This window comes from Rhizobium subbaraonis (genome assembly GCF_900220975.1).
GTDB lineage: Bacteria > Pseudomonadota > Alphaproteobacteria > Rhizobiales > Rhizobiaceae > Mycoplana > Mycoplana subbaraonis.
On the sequence record NZ_OBQD01000002.1, the window covers coordinates 464,728 to 479,667 of the forward strand.

The following is a 14,940-nucleotide window of genomic DNA, read 5'->3' on the forward strand; positions in this document are numbered from 1 at the left end:
GCCGGTGCGTCCATTGGTCCGGTCGGGACCGTGCGGTAGCAAATCCTCATGTCATGCGCCACAGGGAGGAAGCGATGGAGCGGTCGATCGAGGAGCGGCAGGTCTGCGACGTGCTTGTAATTGGTTCCGGCGCCGGCGGTCTCGCTACCGCCATCACCGCCAGGAAGCACGGGCTATCGGTGATCGTCATCGAGAAGGAGCCGGTATTCGGTGGAACGACTGCCTTCTCCGGCGGGGTACTGTGGATACCCGGAAACCGGCACGGCAAGACCAACAATCCGAGCGACACACGCGAAGCGGCAAGGCGCTACATGAAGGCCGAAACTGGAAACTGGTTCGACGAGGGCGCGGTCGACGCCTTCCTCGAAGCCGGACCGAAGATGCTGGACTGGTTCGAGGCGGAGACCGACGTCCGCTTCGTCCCGACGCTCTATCCCGACTATCATCCTACCGTGGAGGGCGGCGCCGACATCGGCCGCTCCGTCCTTGCCGCCCCCTTCGATACGAGCGCGCTTGGCGACAATCTGAAGCGGCTGCAGCCGCCCCTTTCGACCATCACCTTCATGGGGATGATGTTCAATTCCTCCAATGCCGACATCAAGCACTTCTTCAACGCGACGAAGTCGCTGGCGTCGTTCGCCTATGTCCTGAAGCGGCTCGCCGCCCATGCCGGCGAAGTGGTCCGCTACGGTCGCGGCGTGCAGGTGACCAGTGGCAATGCGCTGGCAGCCCGGCTTGCCAAGAGCTGCTTCGACCTCGGCATACCGATCCTGACCGAAACGCCCGCATTGCGCCTGACGAAGGAGGGTGGCCGCCTGAGTGGCGCCGAAGTCGGCGGCAACGAGCCGCGCACGATCACGGCACGGCGCGGCGTCGTGCTCGCCTGCGGCGGCTATGCTCAGGATCTCGCCCGCCGCGCCGGCGTCTACGCGCACCTGAAAGCAGGGGCTGGACATTACTCGCCCGTGCCGGAGAGCAACACCGGCGACGGCATTCGACTGGGCGAGGAGGCCGGCGGTGCCTTCGAGGCCGAGTTCCCGCAGCCGGCAGCATGGATGCCGGTCAGCCGGGTGCCGGGGAAGGGCGTCTTCCCCCATCTCCTCGACCGCTACAAGCCGGGCATGATCGCGGTGCTCTCGAACGGAAAACGCTTCGTCAACGAGAGCGAAAGCTATCACGACGTCGGCGCGGCGATGGTCGCCGCCGGCGAGGCGTCCGCCTGGCTGATCTGCGACCATCGCACCATCCGCAAGTATGGGCTCGGCCACGCGAAACCTGCCCCGATGCCGCTTCTGCCCTGGATACGATCGGGCTATCTGAAAAAGGGCAAGACGCTCGCCGATCTCGGGCGTGTCTGCGGCATCGATGCTGCCGGCCTCGAAGCAACGGTTTCCGCCTTCAATCAAGGTGCGCGCGCAGGTCGGGATCCGGAATTTCATCGCGGTGAAACCTCGTTCAACCGCTATCTGGCCGACCCCGAGCAAAAGCCCAACCCGTGCGTCGCCCCGGTGGAGCAGGGGCCATTCTACGCCGTGAAGATGGAGATGGGCGATCTCGGCACGTTCGACGGCCTGAAGACCACCGTTCCGGGTGAAGTGATCGACAGGCAGGGGCGGCCCATCGCCGGTCTCTACGCCGTGGGCAACGACCGCGCATCGATCATGGGAGGAAACTACCCCGGTGCCGGCATCACACTCGGCCCGGCAATGACGTTCGGATGGATCACGGGACGGCATCTGGCGGGCCTTGCACCCGAAATTGCAAAGAGGGAGGACGCTGCATGAGCTGGCTGGGACTGGCAGGAAAGACGGTGGTGGTGACGGGCGCCGGCGGCGGCATCGGGCAGACGCTGGCCCGCGCCTTCGCCGAACAGGGCGCGCGCGTCGTCGCCCTCGATCGCGATACGGAGCGCACGGCGCCGCTCGTGGCCGACCTCGGCGGCGGTGCTTTCGCACTCGGCTGCGATCTTTCCCGGGCCGATGAAATCGCGGCGGCAGCAGAGAAGGTCGAAGCTGCGGGTGGAGCGGATATTCTGGTCAACAATGCCGGCATTCTGCGTCCGGGTCTGCTGGAGAGCATCTCCGAGGTCGACTGGTCCGCGATGCTGGCTGTGAACCTTAACGGATATCTGGCGGCGGCACAGGCCTTCGGGCGCGGAATGATGGCGCGCGGTCAAGGCGCGCTGGTGCATGTGGCCAGCATTTCCGGCTCCCATCCCCAACCGGCGAGCGGCGCCTATTCCGCATCCAAGGCGGCGATCCTGATGCTGTCGCGCCAGCTGGCCTACGAATGGGGACCGATGGGCATCCGCTCGAACACACTCAGCCCCGGCCTCGTGCGCACGCCGATGTCCGAGCCCTTCTATCGGGATGCACAGGTGAAAGCACAGCGCGAACAGATGGTGCCGCTGCGCCGCATCGCCACGCCGCAGGATATGGCCGACGTGGCGTTGTTCCTGGCGTCGTCGCGTGCCTCTTACATCTCCGGCCAGGACATTGTCGTCGACGGCGGCCTGTCGCAATCGCTCATGGGGCTGGTGCCGAGGCCGGGCTATGCGTGATGCGTTGGTGACGGGCGGGGCCGAGGGCATCGGCCTGGCAATAGCGCGGGCGCTGGCGCAGGCCGGTCATCGCGTGACGATTGCCGATCTCGACGGCGCGAAAGCGACTAAGCGGGCGGCAGAACTCGGCACGGGGCATCGCGGCATCGCCTGCGACGTCACCGACGAGGCACAGACTGCAGCGGTTGCCGCAAGCGCTGCCTTCGACGTGCTGGTGAACAATGCCGGCATCGGCGACAGCCATCTGCCGACGCTGGAGCAGGACGTCACCGCCTTTCGCAAGGTGCTCGACGTTCATCTCGCCGGCACGTTCCTGATGTCGCGCGAGGCGGCCAAAGGCATGGTCGCGCGCGGTTCCGGCGCCATCGTCAACCTCTCCTCCATCGCCGGCCTGACCGGCCTACCCAAGCGCAACGCCTATGGCGCCGCCAAGGCCGGCATCGTCGCCATGACCCGGGCGATGGCCTGCGAGTGGGCGGGACGCGGCGTGCGCGTCAATGCCGTGGCGCCGGCCTTCGTCGAGACGGCGCTCGTCCGGAAGCTTGCGGATGCGGGTCGCGTCGATCTACCCACACTGCGCCGGCGCACCCCCATCGGGCGGTTGATCCGGGCTGAGGAAGTGGCCGCCGCCGTCGCGTTTCTTGCCTCGCCGCTCGCCTCCGGCATCACCGGCGCGGTGCTACCGGTCGATGGAGGCTGGACGGCCTTCGGCGATTTCGGAGACGCTTCGACGTAACACGACCCTGCAGAGAGCACCATAAAAGAGAAACGCCCGGCGATTGTCGCCGGGCGTTTCTTTCGTCCTGGGAGAATTTCAGATCAGGCGGCGTCCTCGATATGGCCGCCGAGGAAGAGCTGGCCGACGCGCGGATCCTTCAGCAGCTTGTCGGCCTTGTCGAACATCCGCGTCTGGCCGAGCTCGAGCACAAGCCCGTAGTCGGACATGGCAAGCGCCGCCTTGGCGTTCTGCTCGACCATCAGGATGGTGACACCCTGGTCGCGCAGGCGGATCAGCGTCTGGAAGACCTCCTGCACCAGATTCGGGGAAAGCCCGATGGAAGGCTCGTCGATCAGGATGAGCTTGGGATCCAGCAGCAGTGCACGGGCAATCTCCAGCTGCTTCTGCTGGCCGCCGGAAAGCTCGATGGCCTTCTGGTCCTTTCGCTCGCGCAGCATCGGAAACTGATCCATTACCTCTTCCATGCGCCGCTTGACCTTTGCCTGGTCCTTCGACGTGATGCCGCCGAGCTCGAGATTGTGCAGCACCGACAACTGCGGCACGACGTTGCGCCCCTGCGGGACATAGGTCACGCCGCGGGCGATCATCTGCGCCGGCGACTTGCGCGTCACCGTCTCGCCATCCAGCAGGATCTCGCCGGAATGGATGCTGAGCAGGCCGAAAATGGCTTTGAAGACAGTCGACTTTCCCGCGCCGTTCGGCCCGATCACCGTGGTGATCGAAGCCTTCGGGATGGTGAAGGAGGTGCCGTTGAGGATCGTGATGCGGCCATAACCGCCGGTGATGTTCTTCAGCTCCAGCATGTCAGCCTCCGAGATATGCGTCGATGACCATCTGGTTCGACCGGATTTCGTCGGGCGTTCCCTCGGCGATGATCTCGCCCTGCGCCAGAACGATGATACGGGTGCAAAGCGACATCACGAACTCCATGTTGTGTTCGATGACGACGAAGGTCGTACCGTGCTCGCGATTATAGGTGATCAACCGCTCCTTCAGGTGCCCGAGCATGGTGAGGTTCACCCCGCCGGCCGGCTCGTCGAGCAGAACGATCCCCGGCCCCGCCATGAAGGCCATCGCGGCATCCACGAGCTTTTGCTGGCCGTAGGAGAGGGAACCGGCTGGCGTGTCGCGGTAAGGCGTCAGGCGAAAGAATTCGATCAGTTGTTCCGCCTTCTCGGTCAGCCCCGCGTCCGGCTTGCCCAGCAGGCGCGACAGCATCGAGCCCTGGTGCTCTTGGCCGGCGAGGATGACGTTGTCCAGCACGCTCATCTTCGGGAAGACCGAGAGCTGCTGGAAGGTGCGGCCAACCCCCATCAGCGAGAGGTCAGCCGGGCGCACGCCGTCGGTCGAGCGGCCGTTGATCTCGCAATGCCCCTCGGTCGGCTTGAGCTGGCCGAGGATGCAGTTGAAGAGGGTGGACTTGCCGGAGCCGTTCGGTCCGATCAGGCCCAGGATCTCGCCCTTCCGGACATCGAAGCTGACCCCGTTGACCGCCCGGATGCCGCCGAACTGCTTGGAGATGTTGCGTACCGAGAGGATGGGTGCATTGGTGGTATCGGCGCGCATGTTCATAGCTGGACCCCTTCCTTCAGATCGCGGCGGGCTTCTTGCCGGGGCTTGATCTTCTCGGCGAGCTTCTGGCCGAGGCCGATCAGGCCGTTCGGCGAATAGACCATCAGCACGATCACAAGCGCCGAGTAGATGATCAGGTAATAGCCTTCGGTGAAACGCAGCATTTCAGGCAGCAGAATGACGACGGCAGCGCCGAGCATCGGGCCGAAGAAGAAGCCGGAGCCACCCACGACCACCATCAGCAGGAGCTTGAGCGAATGGATGAGGGCAAAGCTGCTGGGCTCGATGAACTGCACGAGCGGCGTCTGCAGCGCGCCGGCAAGACCACCGAAAGCAGAGCCGATGGCAAAGGCGAGCAGCGTCTGGCGACGAATCTTGAGGCCAAGGCTCTCTGCGCGGATCGGGTTCTCGCGCAGCGCCTTGAAGGCCCGGCCCCACGGTGAGCGCAGGATCCACCACATGGCCGCTGCAGCCAGCAGGAAGCAGACCAGCGAGAAATAGTAGAAGGCCAGGTTGCTGTCCGTGCTGATGCCGAAGAAGGTGGGGCGTTCCATGCCGACGAGGCCGAACGAACCGCCGGTGATCTCCTCTTCGTTGCGCAGGACCAGGAAGAGCAGCGTGTTGAAGGCGAGCGTCACGAAGGCCAGGAAGTGATGCTGCACGCGCAGCGCCGGATAGCCGAGCAGGAGACCGACGGCGAAGCTCGACAAGATCGAGATCAGCGCCGCGACGCTCCAGTGGATGCCGTTCAGCGTCATCAGCGCGGTGATGTAGGCGCCGATGCCCATGAAGCCGGCCTGGGCGAGGCTGACCTGGCCGGCATAGCCGAGCGTCAGGTTCAGGCCCATGGCCGCGATCGAGAACAAGAGCCAGGAGCAGAGCGTGTAGATGATGTAGTTGCCCTGGCCGATCGGCGCGAAGAGCAGTGCGGCGATGCCGAGTGCGATGAGAATGGGCTGGTAGCGGGTCATACGGTTCTCCCTTCCGGGGTGCCGAGCAGCCCCTGCGGGCGCAGCAGGATGATGGCGATAAGCAGCAGGAGCGGCATGGCGGAGCGATACTGGGCGGAGATGTAGACGGCCGAGAGGTTGTCGATCACGCCGATCAGCAGACCGCCGACAAGCGCGCCGCGGATCTGGTTGAAGCCGCCGACGATGGCGGCGATGAAGGCGACGAGGCCCAGCGTCTCACCGTTCGAAAACTTGGCGAGGTAGATCGGCGAGATCAGTACCGAGGCGATCGTGGCCAGGGCGGCGTTGATAAGGAAGGTGTAGAGCACCATGCGCTTGACGTTGACGCCGAGAATTTCGGCCACGGCGGGGTTCTGGGCGCTGGCCTGCATGCAGCGGCCCGTCCGGGTGCGGTTCAGGAACAGCTGCAGGCCGCCGATCGCCAGCATCGAGACGACCAGATTGCAGATGTCCTGCACGGAAACGCTGGCGCCGGCGACATTGTAGACGGTTTGCGGGAAGATCGCCGGAAAGGGCTGGGCCGTGGCGCCGTAGAACTCCTTCACGCTCTCCTTCAGAAGCAGGCCGAGTGCGATGGTGGCGATGACGAGCGGGAGGGTGCCGTGCGGCAGCATCGGCTCCACGATCAGCCGCTTGAACGCCACGCCAAGGATCAGCAGCGACAGCACCAGTGCCAGCAGGATGGATGTCCACATCGGCAGGCCGAGAACGGTCATGCCGATGAGCACGAAGAAGGCCGGGAGCATGACGAATTCGCCCTGGGCGAAGTTGATCGTTTGCGACGCCTGCCAAAGCAGCGTGAAGCCTACGGCGGCGAGCGCATAGATGGAACCGGCGGCGAGGCCGGAAACGAGAATCTGGATAAGCTCGGCCATGGTTTCGTCCTTCAAGGGCTGTTGGTCGGCTCTGCGAATAATGATGAATGGCGGCCGGCGGCGTCATCCGTCGCCGGCCTTGATTAGCGGATCGAGCTTAGTTCGGCGGCAGGACTGCCTGCACGACCTGCTTGCCGTTTTCGACCTTCACGAAGAAGCTCTCGCGGGACATTTCGCCCGTCTCGTCCCAGCTGACGTCCATCAGCACGCCCGGGTACTCGGAAGCCTTGAGCGTTAGGCCGTGCAGCTTTTCGGCAATCGCCTTGCTATCCGGGCTGCCGACCATCTCGGTGACGTACTTCAACGTCCAGGCAGCGGTATAGCCTTTGATGGCGTTATGGTCGGGGGTGTAGTTGTACTTCGTCTTGAAGCGCTCCACCATTTCGGTGAGGGCAGGGATGTTGGCATCCGGGGTCAACCCGACATGCCCCATGGCGCCGTTGGCAGCATCGCCGGCCAGCTCGATCACCTTGTGCCCGATCAGCGTCGTTTCGCCGATCAGCGGCTTGTCGATGCCCTGCTTGCGCGCTTCGCGGAGGAAGCGGGCACTCTCCTCTTCGGTGAAATAAACGAAGATGGCGTCGGCGTCGGAATTCTTCAGCTTCAAAACGTCGGCGGAGAAGTCGGCTTGCGCCTGCTCGGCCGGCACGTCGACGACGATCGGAATACCAGCCTTCTCCATCTCAGCGACGAATGCCTGATGGCCGCCCTTGCCGAATTCGGTATTCGCCCAGGCGACGCCCACCTTCTTCACGCCCATGTTCTCGACCATGTACTTGACCATCTTCGGCACGCCCTTCTGCGAGCCGAACGCGGTCCGGAAGATGTAGGGATTGCCCTTGGCGGTGATCGAAGGCGCCTCGGAGCCGGTGAACTGCGGGATGCCGTACTGCTTTGCAACCAGCATGTTCACCACCGTGGACGACGAGAACACCGTGCCGGTGATCGCATAGACGCCATCGTCGATGGCCTTCTGCACCATGGCGCGCGAAACCTGCGGGTCGGTCTGGCTGTCGTATTCAAGGACCGACACCTGCTCCTTCAGGATGCCGCCCTGGGCATTGATCTCCTCGAAACCCATCTTCACGCCATCGCGGAAGTTCGTTCCGGCCGCCGCACCGGGGCCGGAGAGTTCGATGATGGAGCCGATCTTGAGTTCTGCGAGTGCGGGTGCGACGCCGAGCGCCATCACGATGGCGGCCGTCGAAAGAAGTCTTCTGATCATTGCGTTCCTCCCAATAATGATCATTGCTGACGATCCGATCGACAGGCCAACGGACTGCTCCTCGGAACGCGGCGACCTTGATCTCCTCCCGGCGCCGCGATTTCTTTTCAGTCGATACTCCCCACCATCTCCCAGATGGACAACTTGTGTCACTATATCCGCGTAGACGGCTTGTTGACGAATACCGATTGGGCTATTTCCATAACATCATGTTAAGTGGCAGCCGCCAGTCCGGCATATCCACACATTGGCATCGAGGCTTCAGGTCTACGGAAATCCCGACCCGAAAAGCACTCGCCCTGCTCCTCCTTCGATCCTCGAAGAAATCACGCCGCCTGCATCCGGGAAATGGACGATGGTCGCTAAACATTGGACGATTCCTTGCCGGCAACCTGCCGCAATTCGGCGAGCGACCTTTCAATTCCGGCAGCGATGCCGGTCACGGGCTGGGAGCCCAGAAAACCGGGAACGGGATCGGAAGCAAGATCGGCGGGAATACGCAACGGATCGCCGCTGATGGTTACATCCGACCATCCGGTCTGACGGCGAAGTTCGGAGACGAAATCTGTCATGTCGGCCGTTTCACCCGCCATCGTCACGACGGTTGCGCCGGTCAGCGGCACAGACATTGCCGCAGCCAGCATATGCGCAACATCGTCCACGTGGACGAAGCCAACGCGGCCGGAGAAGCGGATTTCGGCCGGCTCCCTGCGCGCTGCCGCCGCGATGGCGATCGACGGACCGGCCGCGATTCCAGCGCTGATGCCGGGCCCATAGATGATGTACGGCCGCAAGCCGAGACTGGCAACGCCGTGATCGAGGTTGAAGGCGCGTGCAGCACCTTCGACCGCGAGCTTGGTCGCGCCGTAGATGGTCATCGGGTTCGGATGGACCGGATCCTCCGGCCCGAAGACGCCGGCGGTGCTCAGATAGGCGATAGGAAGGCGACCTGCCTTTGCCGCTTCGAACACATTGAGGCTGCCGATCAGGTTGACGCGTGCTCCAAGCAGCGGATCCCTTGCGCAATCGGCGGTCATGAGGCCGGCGAGATGGACGATTCCGGTGCAACCGCTTGCCGCAGCGATAACGGCCGCGGTGTCGGCAATGTCGCCGGTGACGACCTCGATGTCGGGGGACGGAGGAAGGCGATCGGGCTTCGGCGCCAGATCGAACACACGAACGGCGTTACCGGCACGACGCAGCGCGGCAATGCTGCGAACGCCGACGAAACCGGTGCCGCCGGTGACGAGTATCCGCCTCATGCCGGCCAATCCCCTTGCACACGTCCGGCCTGCATTGCGGCACAAGGCGAACTACGCGCGGCATGAAGTGCACATACCGTTTTCGCCCACACGGCTCCCATTCAGCATTCCTCCCAAAATGGCGCGGGCGTTCGGCCGGCGCGGATCAATATCGCAAAAAATAGAATGTCATTCAACAATAAACTTTAGTTCCAATAATATCGCTGCTCTGGTAGCCTCAGGGCGGATCAGGGAGGATATCATGACTGGATCAATCGGTGTGGCAGTAATCGGCGCCGGCGCCATCGGACGCACACATATAGACACGCTGGCACGGATGGAGGGCCAGTACCTTGCGACAATCATCGATCCCGCGCCGCCGGGCGCGGCTCTGGCCCGATCGCTGGGCGTGCCCTGCCTGCCGGACGTAGCCACATTGATCGATGCGGGAATTGCCGATGCGGCCATTGTCGCCACGCCGAACGAAACCCATTTGCCGATCTCCGAAGCCCTGTTGCAAGCGGGAATCCCCGTGCTACTGGAGAAGCCGGTGGCCGAGAGCCTCGCTTCCGCCCTTCGGCTGATCGAAATCGCCGAGGAAGGCGGCAGGCCGCTTCTGGTCGGCCATCATCGTCGCCACAACCCGATCATCCGCAAGGCGCACGAAGCCATACGAGCCGGCCGGATCGGCAATCTCGTGATGGCCACCGTCACCTGCTCGCTCGCCAAGCCGCCCTCCTATTTCGAGGCAGCCTGGCGCCGCACGCCGGGGGCAGGGGGGCCGCTACTGATCAACCTCGTCCACGAAATCGATCTGCTTCGGCATTTCTTCGGAGAAGTCGCCACGGTACAGGCGATCGCCAGCAACGGTCGGCGCGGCTTCGCCGTCGAGGACACCGCTGCCGTGGCGCTGACCTTTGCGAACGGCGGCCTGGCGACCCTGTGCATATCGGATGCTGCTACGGGCCCGTGGGCCTGGGATCTGACTGCGGGCGAGAATCCCGTCCGCTTCCCGGCCCATCCGGTGACCGCCCACCACTACGCAGGAAGCCGGGCAGGGCTGTCCCTCCCGGACCTGACGCTGTGGGAACCGGAGGGCGAGCCGGACTGGACGCGCCGCTTGCAGCCGACGATTCTCGAAGTGGAGGCGGCTGATCCTTACGAGGAGCAACTCCGGCACTTCGGCAACCTGATCAGGGAAGGCGGAACGCCGCTGGTATCCGCGCGCGACGCAACGGCCAATCTGATCGTGCTGGATGCCATTCGCGCGGCAGCCGAGAGCGGATGCGCCGTGGCTGTCGACCTCTCTCCGCTGGACCTGAAGGATTGAGCATCTGCGCGGTGCGGGTGGCAAGCCACAATCAACAGCGCTTCAGCCAGCCATCGCCTCGCGCAGGCGCGCCTCATCGACGGGCAGGCCGGTGAAGATGCGCCAGGCGTCAACACCCTGACCGACAAAAAGTTCGTAGCCGGATATCACCTGCAGACCTTCCGCGGCCGCGTCCTGCAGGAACTGCGTCTCCGGCGGCGTGTACACCGCGTCGAAAGCCCATTGCGCGCCGACCATGGCGGCGCGCATAAGCGGCGTCCCCTCGTGCCCGACCATGCCGACCGGTGTGCAGTTGACCATCCCGGCCACGCCCCTGGCACGGACGGCCGCATCCGCGCCCGTTTCCGTCAGCAGAGCGGGACACGCAGCCTTCAGTGCCTGAGCGAGCCCGTCAGCTCGTGGCAGGTCACGATCGACGATGCGAATTTCGCGCAGGCCGAGCGCGACAAGGGCAAACGCGATCGCCTTGCCGACCCCTCCCGCGCCGATCATCAGCACCGCACCGGGCAGCGCATCGCCTCGAATGCGTCGGTAGGCGGCAATGAAACCGGAATAGTCGGTGTTGAAGCCGTGCGGGCCACCCTCATCGAACAGCACAGTATTGACGGCGCCGATGGCGGCGACGAGCGGATCATCGATCTTGACCCGGGCGGCAGCATCTTCCTTGTAGGGGTAAGTGATGTTCACGCCCCGATAACCGCCAGCGGACACCTCGTTGAACAGCACGTCGAACGTCTTGCCGTGTTCAGCGGGCATCAGCCGGTCATAGACGACATGGCATCCGTTCTGCGCGGCAGCCAGCACATGCAGACGCGGAGAAAGCGACTTTGCAATATTGTCGCCCACCAGACCAAGGCGGATCGTTTCAGTCATGGCCTGCCCTTTCTTCCCCTATGCGTCAGGTCAGGGCGTTACCCGCCTGCAGGGTCGAAAGCAGCATTTCCGAATTGTCGTTTAACGGCAAATACCCAGTTCGCAGCAAACATAACATCAAGTTAGGGGCGACCGAGTTTGATGCGACGAACTGCTATGCCGATCGACGGCATCGCCGCGCTTTTTCCAGGCATGTCGGGCAAAAGTGTGCAGCGGTTTGTGACAACGACATGCGCAAAAAGCACGCCGAAGCCTGTCTACCCGAGGAGCTCGACCTGCCGGAAGAGGAGGAGACGTTCTAGTCGCTGACGATATCCCACTCATCGTTCGGATTGAAGGTGCGGATCCTCGATGCGATCTGCGCCGTGTTCTCGCCAAGATCGGCCTCGTAGATGATGCCGTTCTTGTTGACGAGGAACGTCTTCACGCCGGTGATCCCATAGTGGACCGGCCACGCGACAATGCCGTGGCCCGCGATCATATTGCCGTTGATGACGTAGTCGTATTTACCGCCGGCAATGTTATCGCCTTGGCCGGTGAGAATCCGATAGCGATAGCCGTGATAGCCCTGGCCCGCCTTCGCCCGTTCGAACGCGTCTCCATCGGCAAGGGCCGGACCGGCTGGGCTTTCCCCGCCGTCACCCTGATCCGAAGGCCAGTAGAGCCCGTCACGCTGCCCCTCGGCGCTGATCACCTTTTGTGCGTATTCGAGCACGCCGTCGCCGTCCCGGTCTTCCGATGCATAGTCCTCCTGAGCATCGACATAGGCCTTCAGCGTATCGATCGTCGCCAGCTCGTTCTCGCCGACATGCCGGTCGGCGATCTCGTCCAGCCCGGCATGGGTGTCGAAGGCCCATTTTCCGTCCTTTTCCACGAGGGGGAAGGGGAGCGGCCAGAGAATGTTTCCGATCTCGAGGACCTTGTCCGGTCCCTGGTCATCGAGCACCACCTTCTCCTTCACGCCGGCCTGGATGTCGGCAAACGTGTCCATGGCGCCCGGGCTGGCCTTTGCCTTAGCCGGATCGAGGCCGAGAAGCTCCGCCACCTTGTCGAAGTCGCTGTTGTTCACGGCCGCCTTGAATGCCTCGACGGCCTGCTCCGGCGTGGCAAACTCGGGCGGTTCCTGCGCCGAGATGAAGTCGTCAAGCGACAGGTCCTCTGCCGGCTCCGCCGCAAGAACCGCCGGCGAGAAGACCGTTCCGCCAAGAATGACCGCTCCGAACACCGACGATGCGATCCTGATACGCGCATTTTTCAACATCTGTGCCTCCTGATCGCTATCTTCAACGACGACCGCCGCCGCGACCGCCGCCGCCGCGTGAGGCCCGGGCGTGGCCACCGCCTCGACCGCCGCCACGGCTGGCCTGCGGCCTGCGATTACCGCCGCCGCTCAACGACTGGCGCCCACGATTGGACGAGACCTGCGTGTGCTTCTTGCTGCTGACGTTGCCCATGGCCGAGGGGCGATTGCCCGAGCGCTTCTGCACCTGTCCTCCGGGCTTCGGCTTGGTGACCTTCCGGTTCGCACTCTTCTGCTTGGCGCCTGCACTGGCGCGATTGGCCACGTTTCCGCCGTCCCGACGGGCACTGGCCGCTTGGCCGTCCCGGCGCTGGGCATCCGCGCGGCGCTGGACGTCGCCACGGTCCGCGTTCCCCGCGCGCTGACGCGCCCGGTCGGCATCCACCTTGCTCTTGCGGATATCGTCGACGGAAACCTTGCCTGGACGATTGGCAATCTTGTCACCGCCGCTGCGCCGCACATCCTTGGCCCGGTTGGCGATGTTGTTGTCGCGGTTGCCCTTGAACTCATTCTTGAACTTGTCGCGATCGACGTTGGCAAACTGGTTCTTGTCGAAGTTGATCTTGGACCGGTCGATGTTCTTCCAGTCGACATCGCCCATCTTGAACTTGTCGCGGTCGATATCGATGTCGTTGAAGCATTTGTCACAGTCGATATCGACGTCTCCGCCCCAATTGCCACCCCAGACACCCCAGTCGTCCCAGTCGACGGTCGCGGCCCAGATCGCGCCCCCCGCGATCGCAGCCGCGAAATAGGGCGCGGTCGGATAATAGTAGCTCGGATAAGGGTCGTCGTAGTAGGTGATCGGCGCCGGCGCATAACCGGGCTCGTAGAGCATTTGCGGCTCATACTGCGGAATGTAGATCTTTTCCGGATCCGCCGCTTGGATGACGACGTTGTCACCCTCGTTCACCACCTTCACCTTGTCGTCCGTCTTGATGACACCATCTGCGACCGCCTTGTCGCGCAGGGTCTGGATCGCCATCAGCACGTCCTTCTGCTGATAGGCCAGCGCACTGCCGAGCGACTGGGTCCAGTCCAGATCGTCGCTCATCATCTTGACGATCTCGGGATAGTTGAGCAGCGAGATGACACTGTCGTCCCAGCTTTCCTTGGGCTGGAGATCCTTGTTCGTCTTCTTCTGGTCGAGGAAGCGCTGGGCCTCGACGATCTGAAGAGGATAGAGGGATGCCGAACTGACCAGTGCGACCAGCTCGTCGGGGTAGAGCGCGATCCGCGCGACCAGGACTTCCAGTTCGTCCTCGGTGAGAAGGTCAGGCTCCTGTTCCTGTGCCTGATCTTGCGTCGCAGGGGTCGCTGCAGTTTGAGTTTGCGCGGACAGGGGATCGACCCAACCCAGGCTGGCCGTCCCCGCCAGCAGCATGCCGACGGCGAGGCCGGATCGAAATTGACGAGAAATTTTGTTGAAGCCCATGATCCTCGGCCCTCCATGCGTCAGTATCGGGGAATTCCACTGTCTCTGGCTGCAATGTAGGATTGGAGTGCACGCTCGGCCGGCGCCACTCTAGGCATAGTTCTCGCTCCGCAGGTGCGGCAGGCGATGCTCACGAAATAAATCAGCCCTCAAATTCATTATTCATCAACTAGGCGCGAAAAGATAGCGGAATCAACGATGCGCTGTGACTGTAATATTAGCCCTCGCTTCTTGCTCGGCCGGCATCCGCACATGCTAGATGGATACGTCGCATGTTCATCCCACCGGTTGCACCCAGACCTTGGGGAGGCTTGGCGGTAGCCCGTCACCCATCGTCTTCACCGGCCCGCCGTGGTGGATCTCGAAGGCGGGCGACAAGCCTTCGGCAAGATCGCACTGGAAACGAGCGCGCGTCCCCTTCCAGTGCAGCAGGCTCAGTCGGCTGCAACCCATGACCCGATCATGGACGGCGGCAGGATGGCGCCCCATGCGCGGCAATTGGCGAAGCTGGCAGGTCGCGCATGTTGCAGCAGGCTGGTGGTCGCGACCATGCGCTCAGCGCGTTCGTCCCCGGTCGAGGCCTATTGTGGAAACAGGAAGGTCACCACGAACCGGAAGCCAAGGCCCTCCTGGGCATTCTCCGGAGCGTCGGCCCAATAGCGCAGTCCAGCGGTGAAACTGACCGGCTGCTTGTCGAATTTCACCAGCTTGCCGACAGTAAAATTGATGATGTGGACGGCCCTCCGAACCCGTCGCGCGAGATGCTAAGATCATTCTGCGCAACTCAGAGAAGGAACCGTGTCATGACTTTCGAGAAGA

The 14,940-nt window shown here is 63.3% G+C and carries 14 protein-coding genes and 1 pseudogene; 4 read left to right on the plus strand and 11 right to left on the minus strand.

All coding sequences use genetic code 11. From position 1 onward, the window contains the following. Window positions 1–74 precede the first annotated feature (74 nt). Genes CRO48_RS04430 through CRO48_RS04440 form a run of 3 tightly spaced genes read left to right on the plus strand, consistent with a single transcriptional unit; the run spans window position 75 to window position 3,296 of the window. Complete coding sequence (locus tag CRO48_RS04430) at window positions 75–1,784, plus strand: FAD-dependent oxidoreductase (protein ID WP_097136682.1); 1,710 nt, start codon at window positions 75–77, stop codon at window positions 1,782–1,784. Next, the gene (locus CRO48_RS04435; RefSeq protein WP_097136684.1) at window positions 1,781–2,560 is read left to right on the plus strand and encodes an SDR family NAD(P)-dependent oxidoreductase; all 780 of its coding nucleotides are present in this window, start codon (window positions 1,781–1,783) and stop codon (window positions 2,558–2,560) included. Before CRO48_RS04430 ends, CRO48_RS04435 begins: the two co-directional genes overlap by 4 nt. Next, on the plus strand, window positions 2,553–3,296 hold the full coding sequence (locus CRO48_RS04440; protein WP_097136686.1) for an SDR family NAD(P)-dependent oxidoreductase: 744 nt from the start codon (window positions 2,553–2,555) through the stop codon (window positions 3,294–3,296). Before CRO48_RS04435 ends, CRO48_RS04440 begins: the two co-directional genes overlap by 8 nt. Before the next feature lie 83 nt (window positions 3,297–3,379). Here CRO48_RS04440 and CRO48_RS04445 read toward each other — a convergent pair whose 3' ends face one another. From CRO48_RS04445 to CRO48_RS04470, 6 genes are all read right to left on the minus strand, one after another. Next, entirely contained in the window at window positions 3,380–4,102 is a 723-nt protein-coding gene (locus CRO48_RS04445; RefSeq protein WP_097136689.1) for an ABC transporter ATP-binding protein, read from the minus strand. 1 nt (window position 4,103) lies between these two features. Beyond that, the gene (locus tag CRO48_RS04450; RefSeq protein WP_245423423.1) at window positions 4,104–4,871 is read right to left on the minus strand and encodes an ABC transporter ATP-binding protein; all 768 of its coding nucleotides are present in this window, start codon (window positions 4,869–4,871) and stop codon (window positions 4,104–4,106) included. Continuing rightward, window positions 4,868–5,842: a branched-chain amino acid ABC transporter permease gene (locus CRO48_RS04455; protein WP_097136691.1), complete on the minus strand. Its 975-nt coding sequence runs from the start codon at window positions 5,840–5,842 to the stop codon at window positions 4,868–4,870. Before CRO48_RS04455 ends, CRO48_RS04450 begins: the two co-directional genes overlap by 4 nt. Further along, entirely contained in the window at window positions 5,839–6,717 is an 879-nt protein-coding gene (locus CRO48_RS04460; RefSeq protein WP_097136693.1) for a branched-chain amino acid ABC transporter permease, read from the minus strand. Before CRO48_RS04460 ends, CRO48_RS04455 begins: the two co-directional genes overlap by 4 nt. A 97-nt stretch (window positions 6,718–6,814) precedes the next feature. After that, window positions 6,815–7,942, minus strand: a complete 1,128-nt coding sequence (locus CRO48_RS04465; RefSeq protein WP_097136695.1) for an ABC transporter substrate-binding protein — start codon at window positions 7,940–7,942, stop codon at window positions 6,815–6,817. A gap of 362 nt (window positions 7,943–8,304) precedes the next feature. Further along, on the minus strand, window positions 8,305–9,204 hold the full coding sequence (locus CRO48_RS04470) for an NAD-dependent epimerase/dehydratase family protein (RefSeq protein ID WP_141402007.1): 900 nt from the start codon (window positions 9,202–9,204) through the stop codon (window positions 8,305–8,307). Between the two features lie 241 nt (window positions 9,205–9,445). Here CRO48_RS04470 and CRO48_RS31710 point away from each other — a divergent pair, with 241 nt between their 5' ends. Beyond that, window positions 9,446–10,513 (plus strand): Gfo/Idh/MocA family protein, encoded by a 1,068-nt coding sequence (locus tag CRO48_RS31710; RefSeq protein ID WP_176526649.1) that lies wholly within the window; start codon window positions 9,446–9,448, stop codon window positions 10,511–10,513. Window positions 10,514–10,555: 42 nt separating this feature from the next. Here CRO48_RS31710 and CRO48_RS04485 read toward each other — a convergent pair whose 3' ends face one another. The 5 genes and pseudogenes from CRO48_RS04485 to CRO48_RS32800 all read right to left on the minus strand — a co-directional run. Further along, complete coding sequence (locus CRO48_RS04485) at window positions 10,556–11,386, minus strand: shikimate dehydrogenase family protein (RefSeq protein WP_097136699.1); 831 nt, start codon at window positions 11,384–11,386, stop codon at window positions 10,556–10,558. A gap of 298 nt (window positions 11,387–11,684) precedes the next feature. Then, on the minus strand, window positions 11,685–12,647 hold the full coding sequence (locus CRO48_RS04495; RefSeq protein WP_097136793.1) for a DUF2950 domain-containing protein: 963 nt from the start codon (window positions 12,645–12,647) through the stop codon (window positions 11,685–11,687). 22 nt (window positions 12,648–12,669) lie between these two features. Next, entirely contained in the window at window positions 12,670–14,121 is a 1,452-nt protein-coding gene (locus tag CRO48_RS04500) for a DUF3300 domain-containing protein (protein ID WP_097136702.1), read from the minus strand. A 276-nt stretch (window positions 14,122–14,397) separates the two neighbouring features. Further along, entirely contained in the window at window positions 14,398–14,574 is a 177-nt protein-coding gene (locus CRO48_RS32060; RefSeq protein ID WP_176526650.1) for a hypothetical protein, read from the minus strand. Window positions 14,575–14,702: 128 nt separating this feature from the next. Then, a pseudogene (locus CRO48_RS32800) lies at window positions 14,703–14,849 on the minus strand (transporter); the annotation flags it as partial. Window positions 14,850–14,940: the final 91 nt, after the last annotated feature.

What these genes read in the sequence shown, in the direction of transcription:
- CRO48_RS04430 (WP_097136682.1), top strand. Translation starts at nt 75, where the DNA reads ATGGAGCGGTCGATCGAGGAGCGGCAGGTCTGCGACGTGCTTGTAATT.
- CRO48_RS04435 (WP_097136684.1), top strand. Translation starts at nt 1,781, where the DNA reads ATGAGCTGGCTGGGACTGGCAGGAAAGACGGTGGTGGTGACGGGCGCC.
- CRO48_RS04440 (WP_097136686.1), top strand. Translation starts at nt 2,553, where the DNA reads ATGCGTGATGCGTTGGTGACGGGCGGGGCCGAGGGCATCGGCCTGGCA.
- CRO48_RS04445 (WP_097136689.1), bottom strand. Translation starts at nt 4,102, where the DNA reads ATGCTGGAGCTGAAGAACATCACCGGCGGTTATGGCCGCATCACGATC.
- CRO48_RS04450 (WP_245423423.1), bottom strand. Translation starts at nt 4,871, where the DNA reads ATGAACATGCGCGCCGATACCACCAATGCACCCATCCTCTCGGTACGC.
- CRO48_RS04455 (WP_097136691.1), bottom strand. Translation starts at nt 5,842, where the DNA reads ATGACCCGCTACCAGCCCATTCTCATCGCACTCGGCATCGCCGCACTG.
- CRO48_RS04460 (WP_097136693.1), bottom strand. Translation starts at nt 6,717, where the DNA reads ATGGCCGAGCTTATCCAGATTCTCGTTTCCGGCCTCGCCGCCGGTTCC.
- CRO48_RS04465 (WP_097136695.1), bottom strand. Translation starts at nt 7,942, where the DNA reads ATGATCAGAAGACTTCTTTCGACGGCCGCCATCGTGATGGCGCTCGGC.
- CRO48_RS04470 (WP_141402007.1), bottom strand. Translation starts at nt 9,204, where the DNA reads ATGAGGCGGATACTCGTCACCGGCGGCACCGGTTTCGTCGGCGTTCGC.
- CRO48_RS31710 (WP_176526649.1), top strand. Translation starts at nt 9,446, where the DNA reads ATGACTGGATCAATCGGTGTGGCAGTAATCGGCGCCGGCGCCATCGGA.
- CRO48_RS04485 (WP_097136699.1), bottom strand. Translation starts at nt 11,386, where the DNA reads ATGACTGAAACGATCCGCCTTGGTCTGGTGGGCGACAATATTGCAAAG.
- CRO48_RS04495 (WP_097136793.1), bottom strand. Translation starts at nt 12,647, where the DNA reads ATGTTGAAAAATGCGCGTATCAGGATCGCATCGTCGGTGTTCGGAGCG.
- CRO48_RS04500 (WP_097136702.1), bottom strand. Translation starts at nt 14,121, where the DNA reads ATGGGCTTCAACAAAATTTCTCGTCAATTTCGATCCGGCCTCGCCGTC.
- CRO48_RS32060 (WP_176526650.1), bottom strand. Translation starts at nt 14,574, where the DNA reads ATGGGTTGCAGCCGACTGAGCCTGCTGCACTGGAAGGGGACGCGCGCT.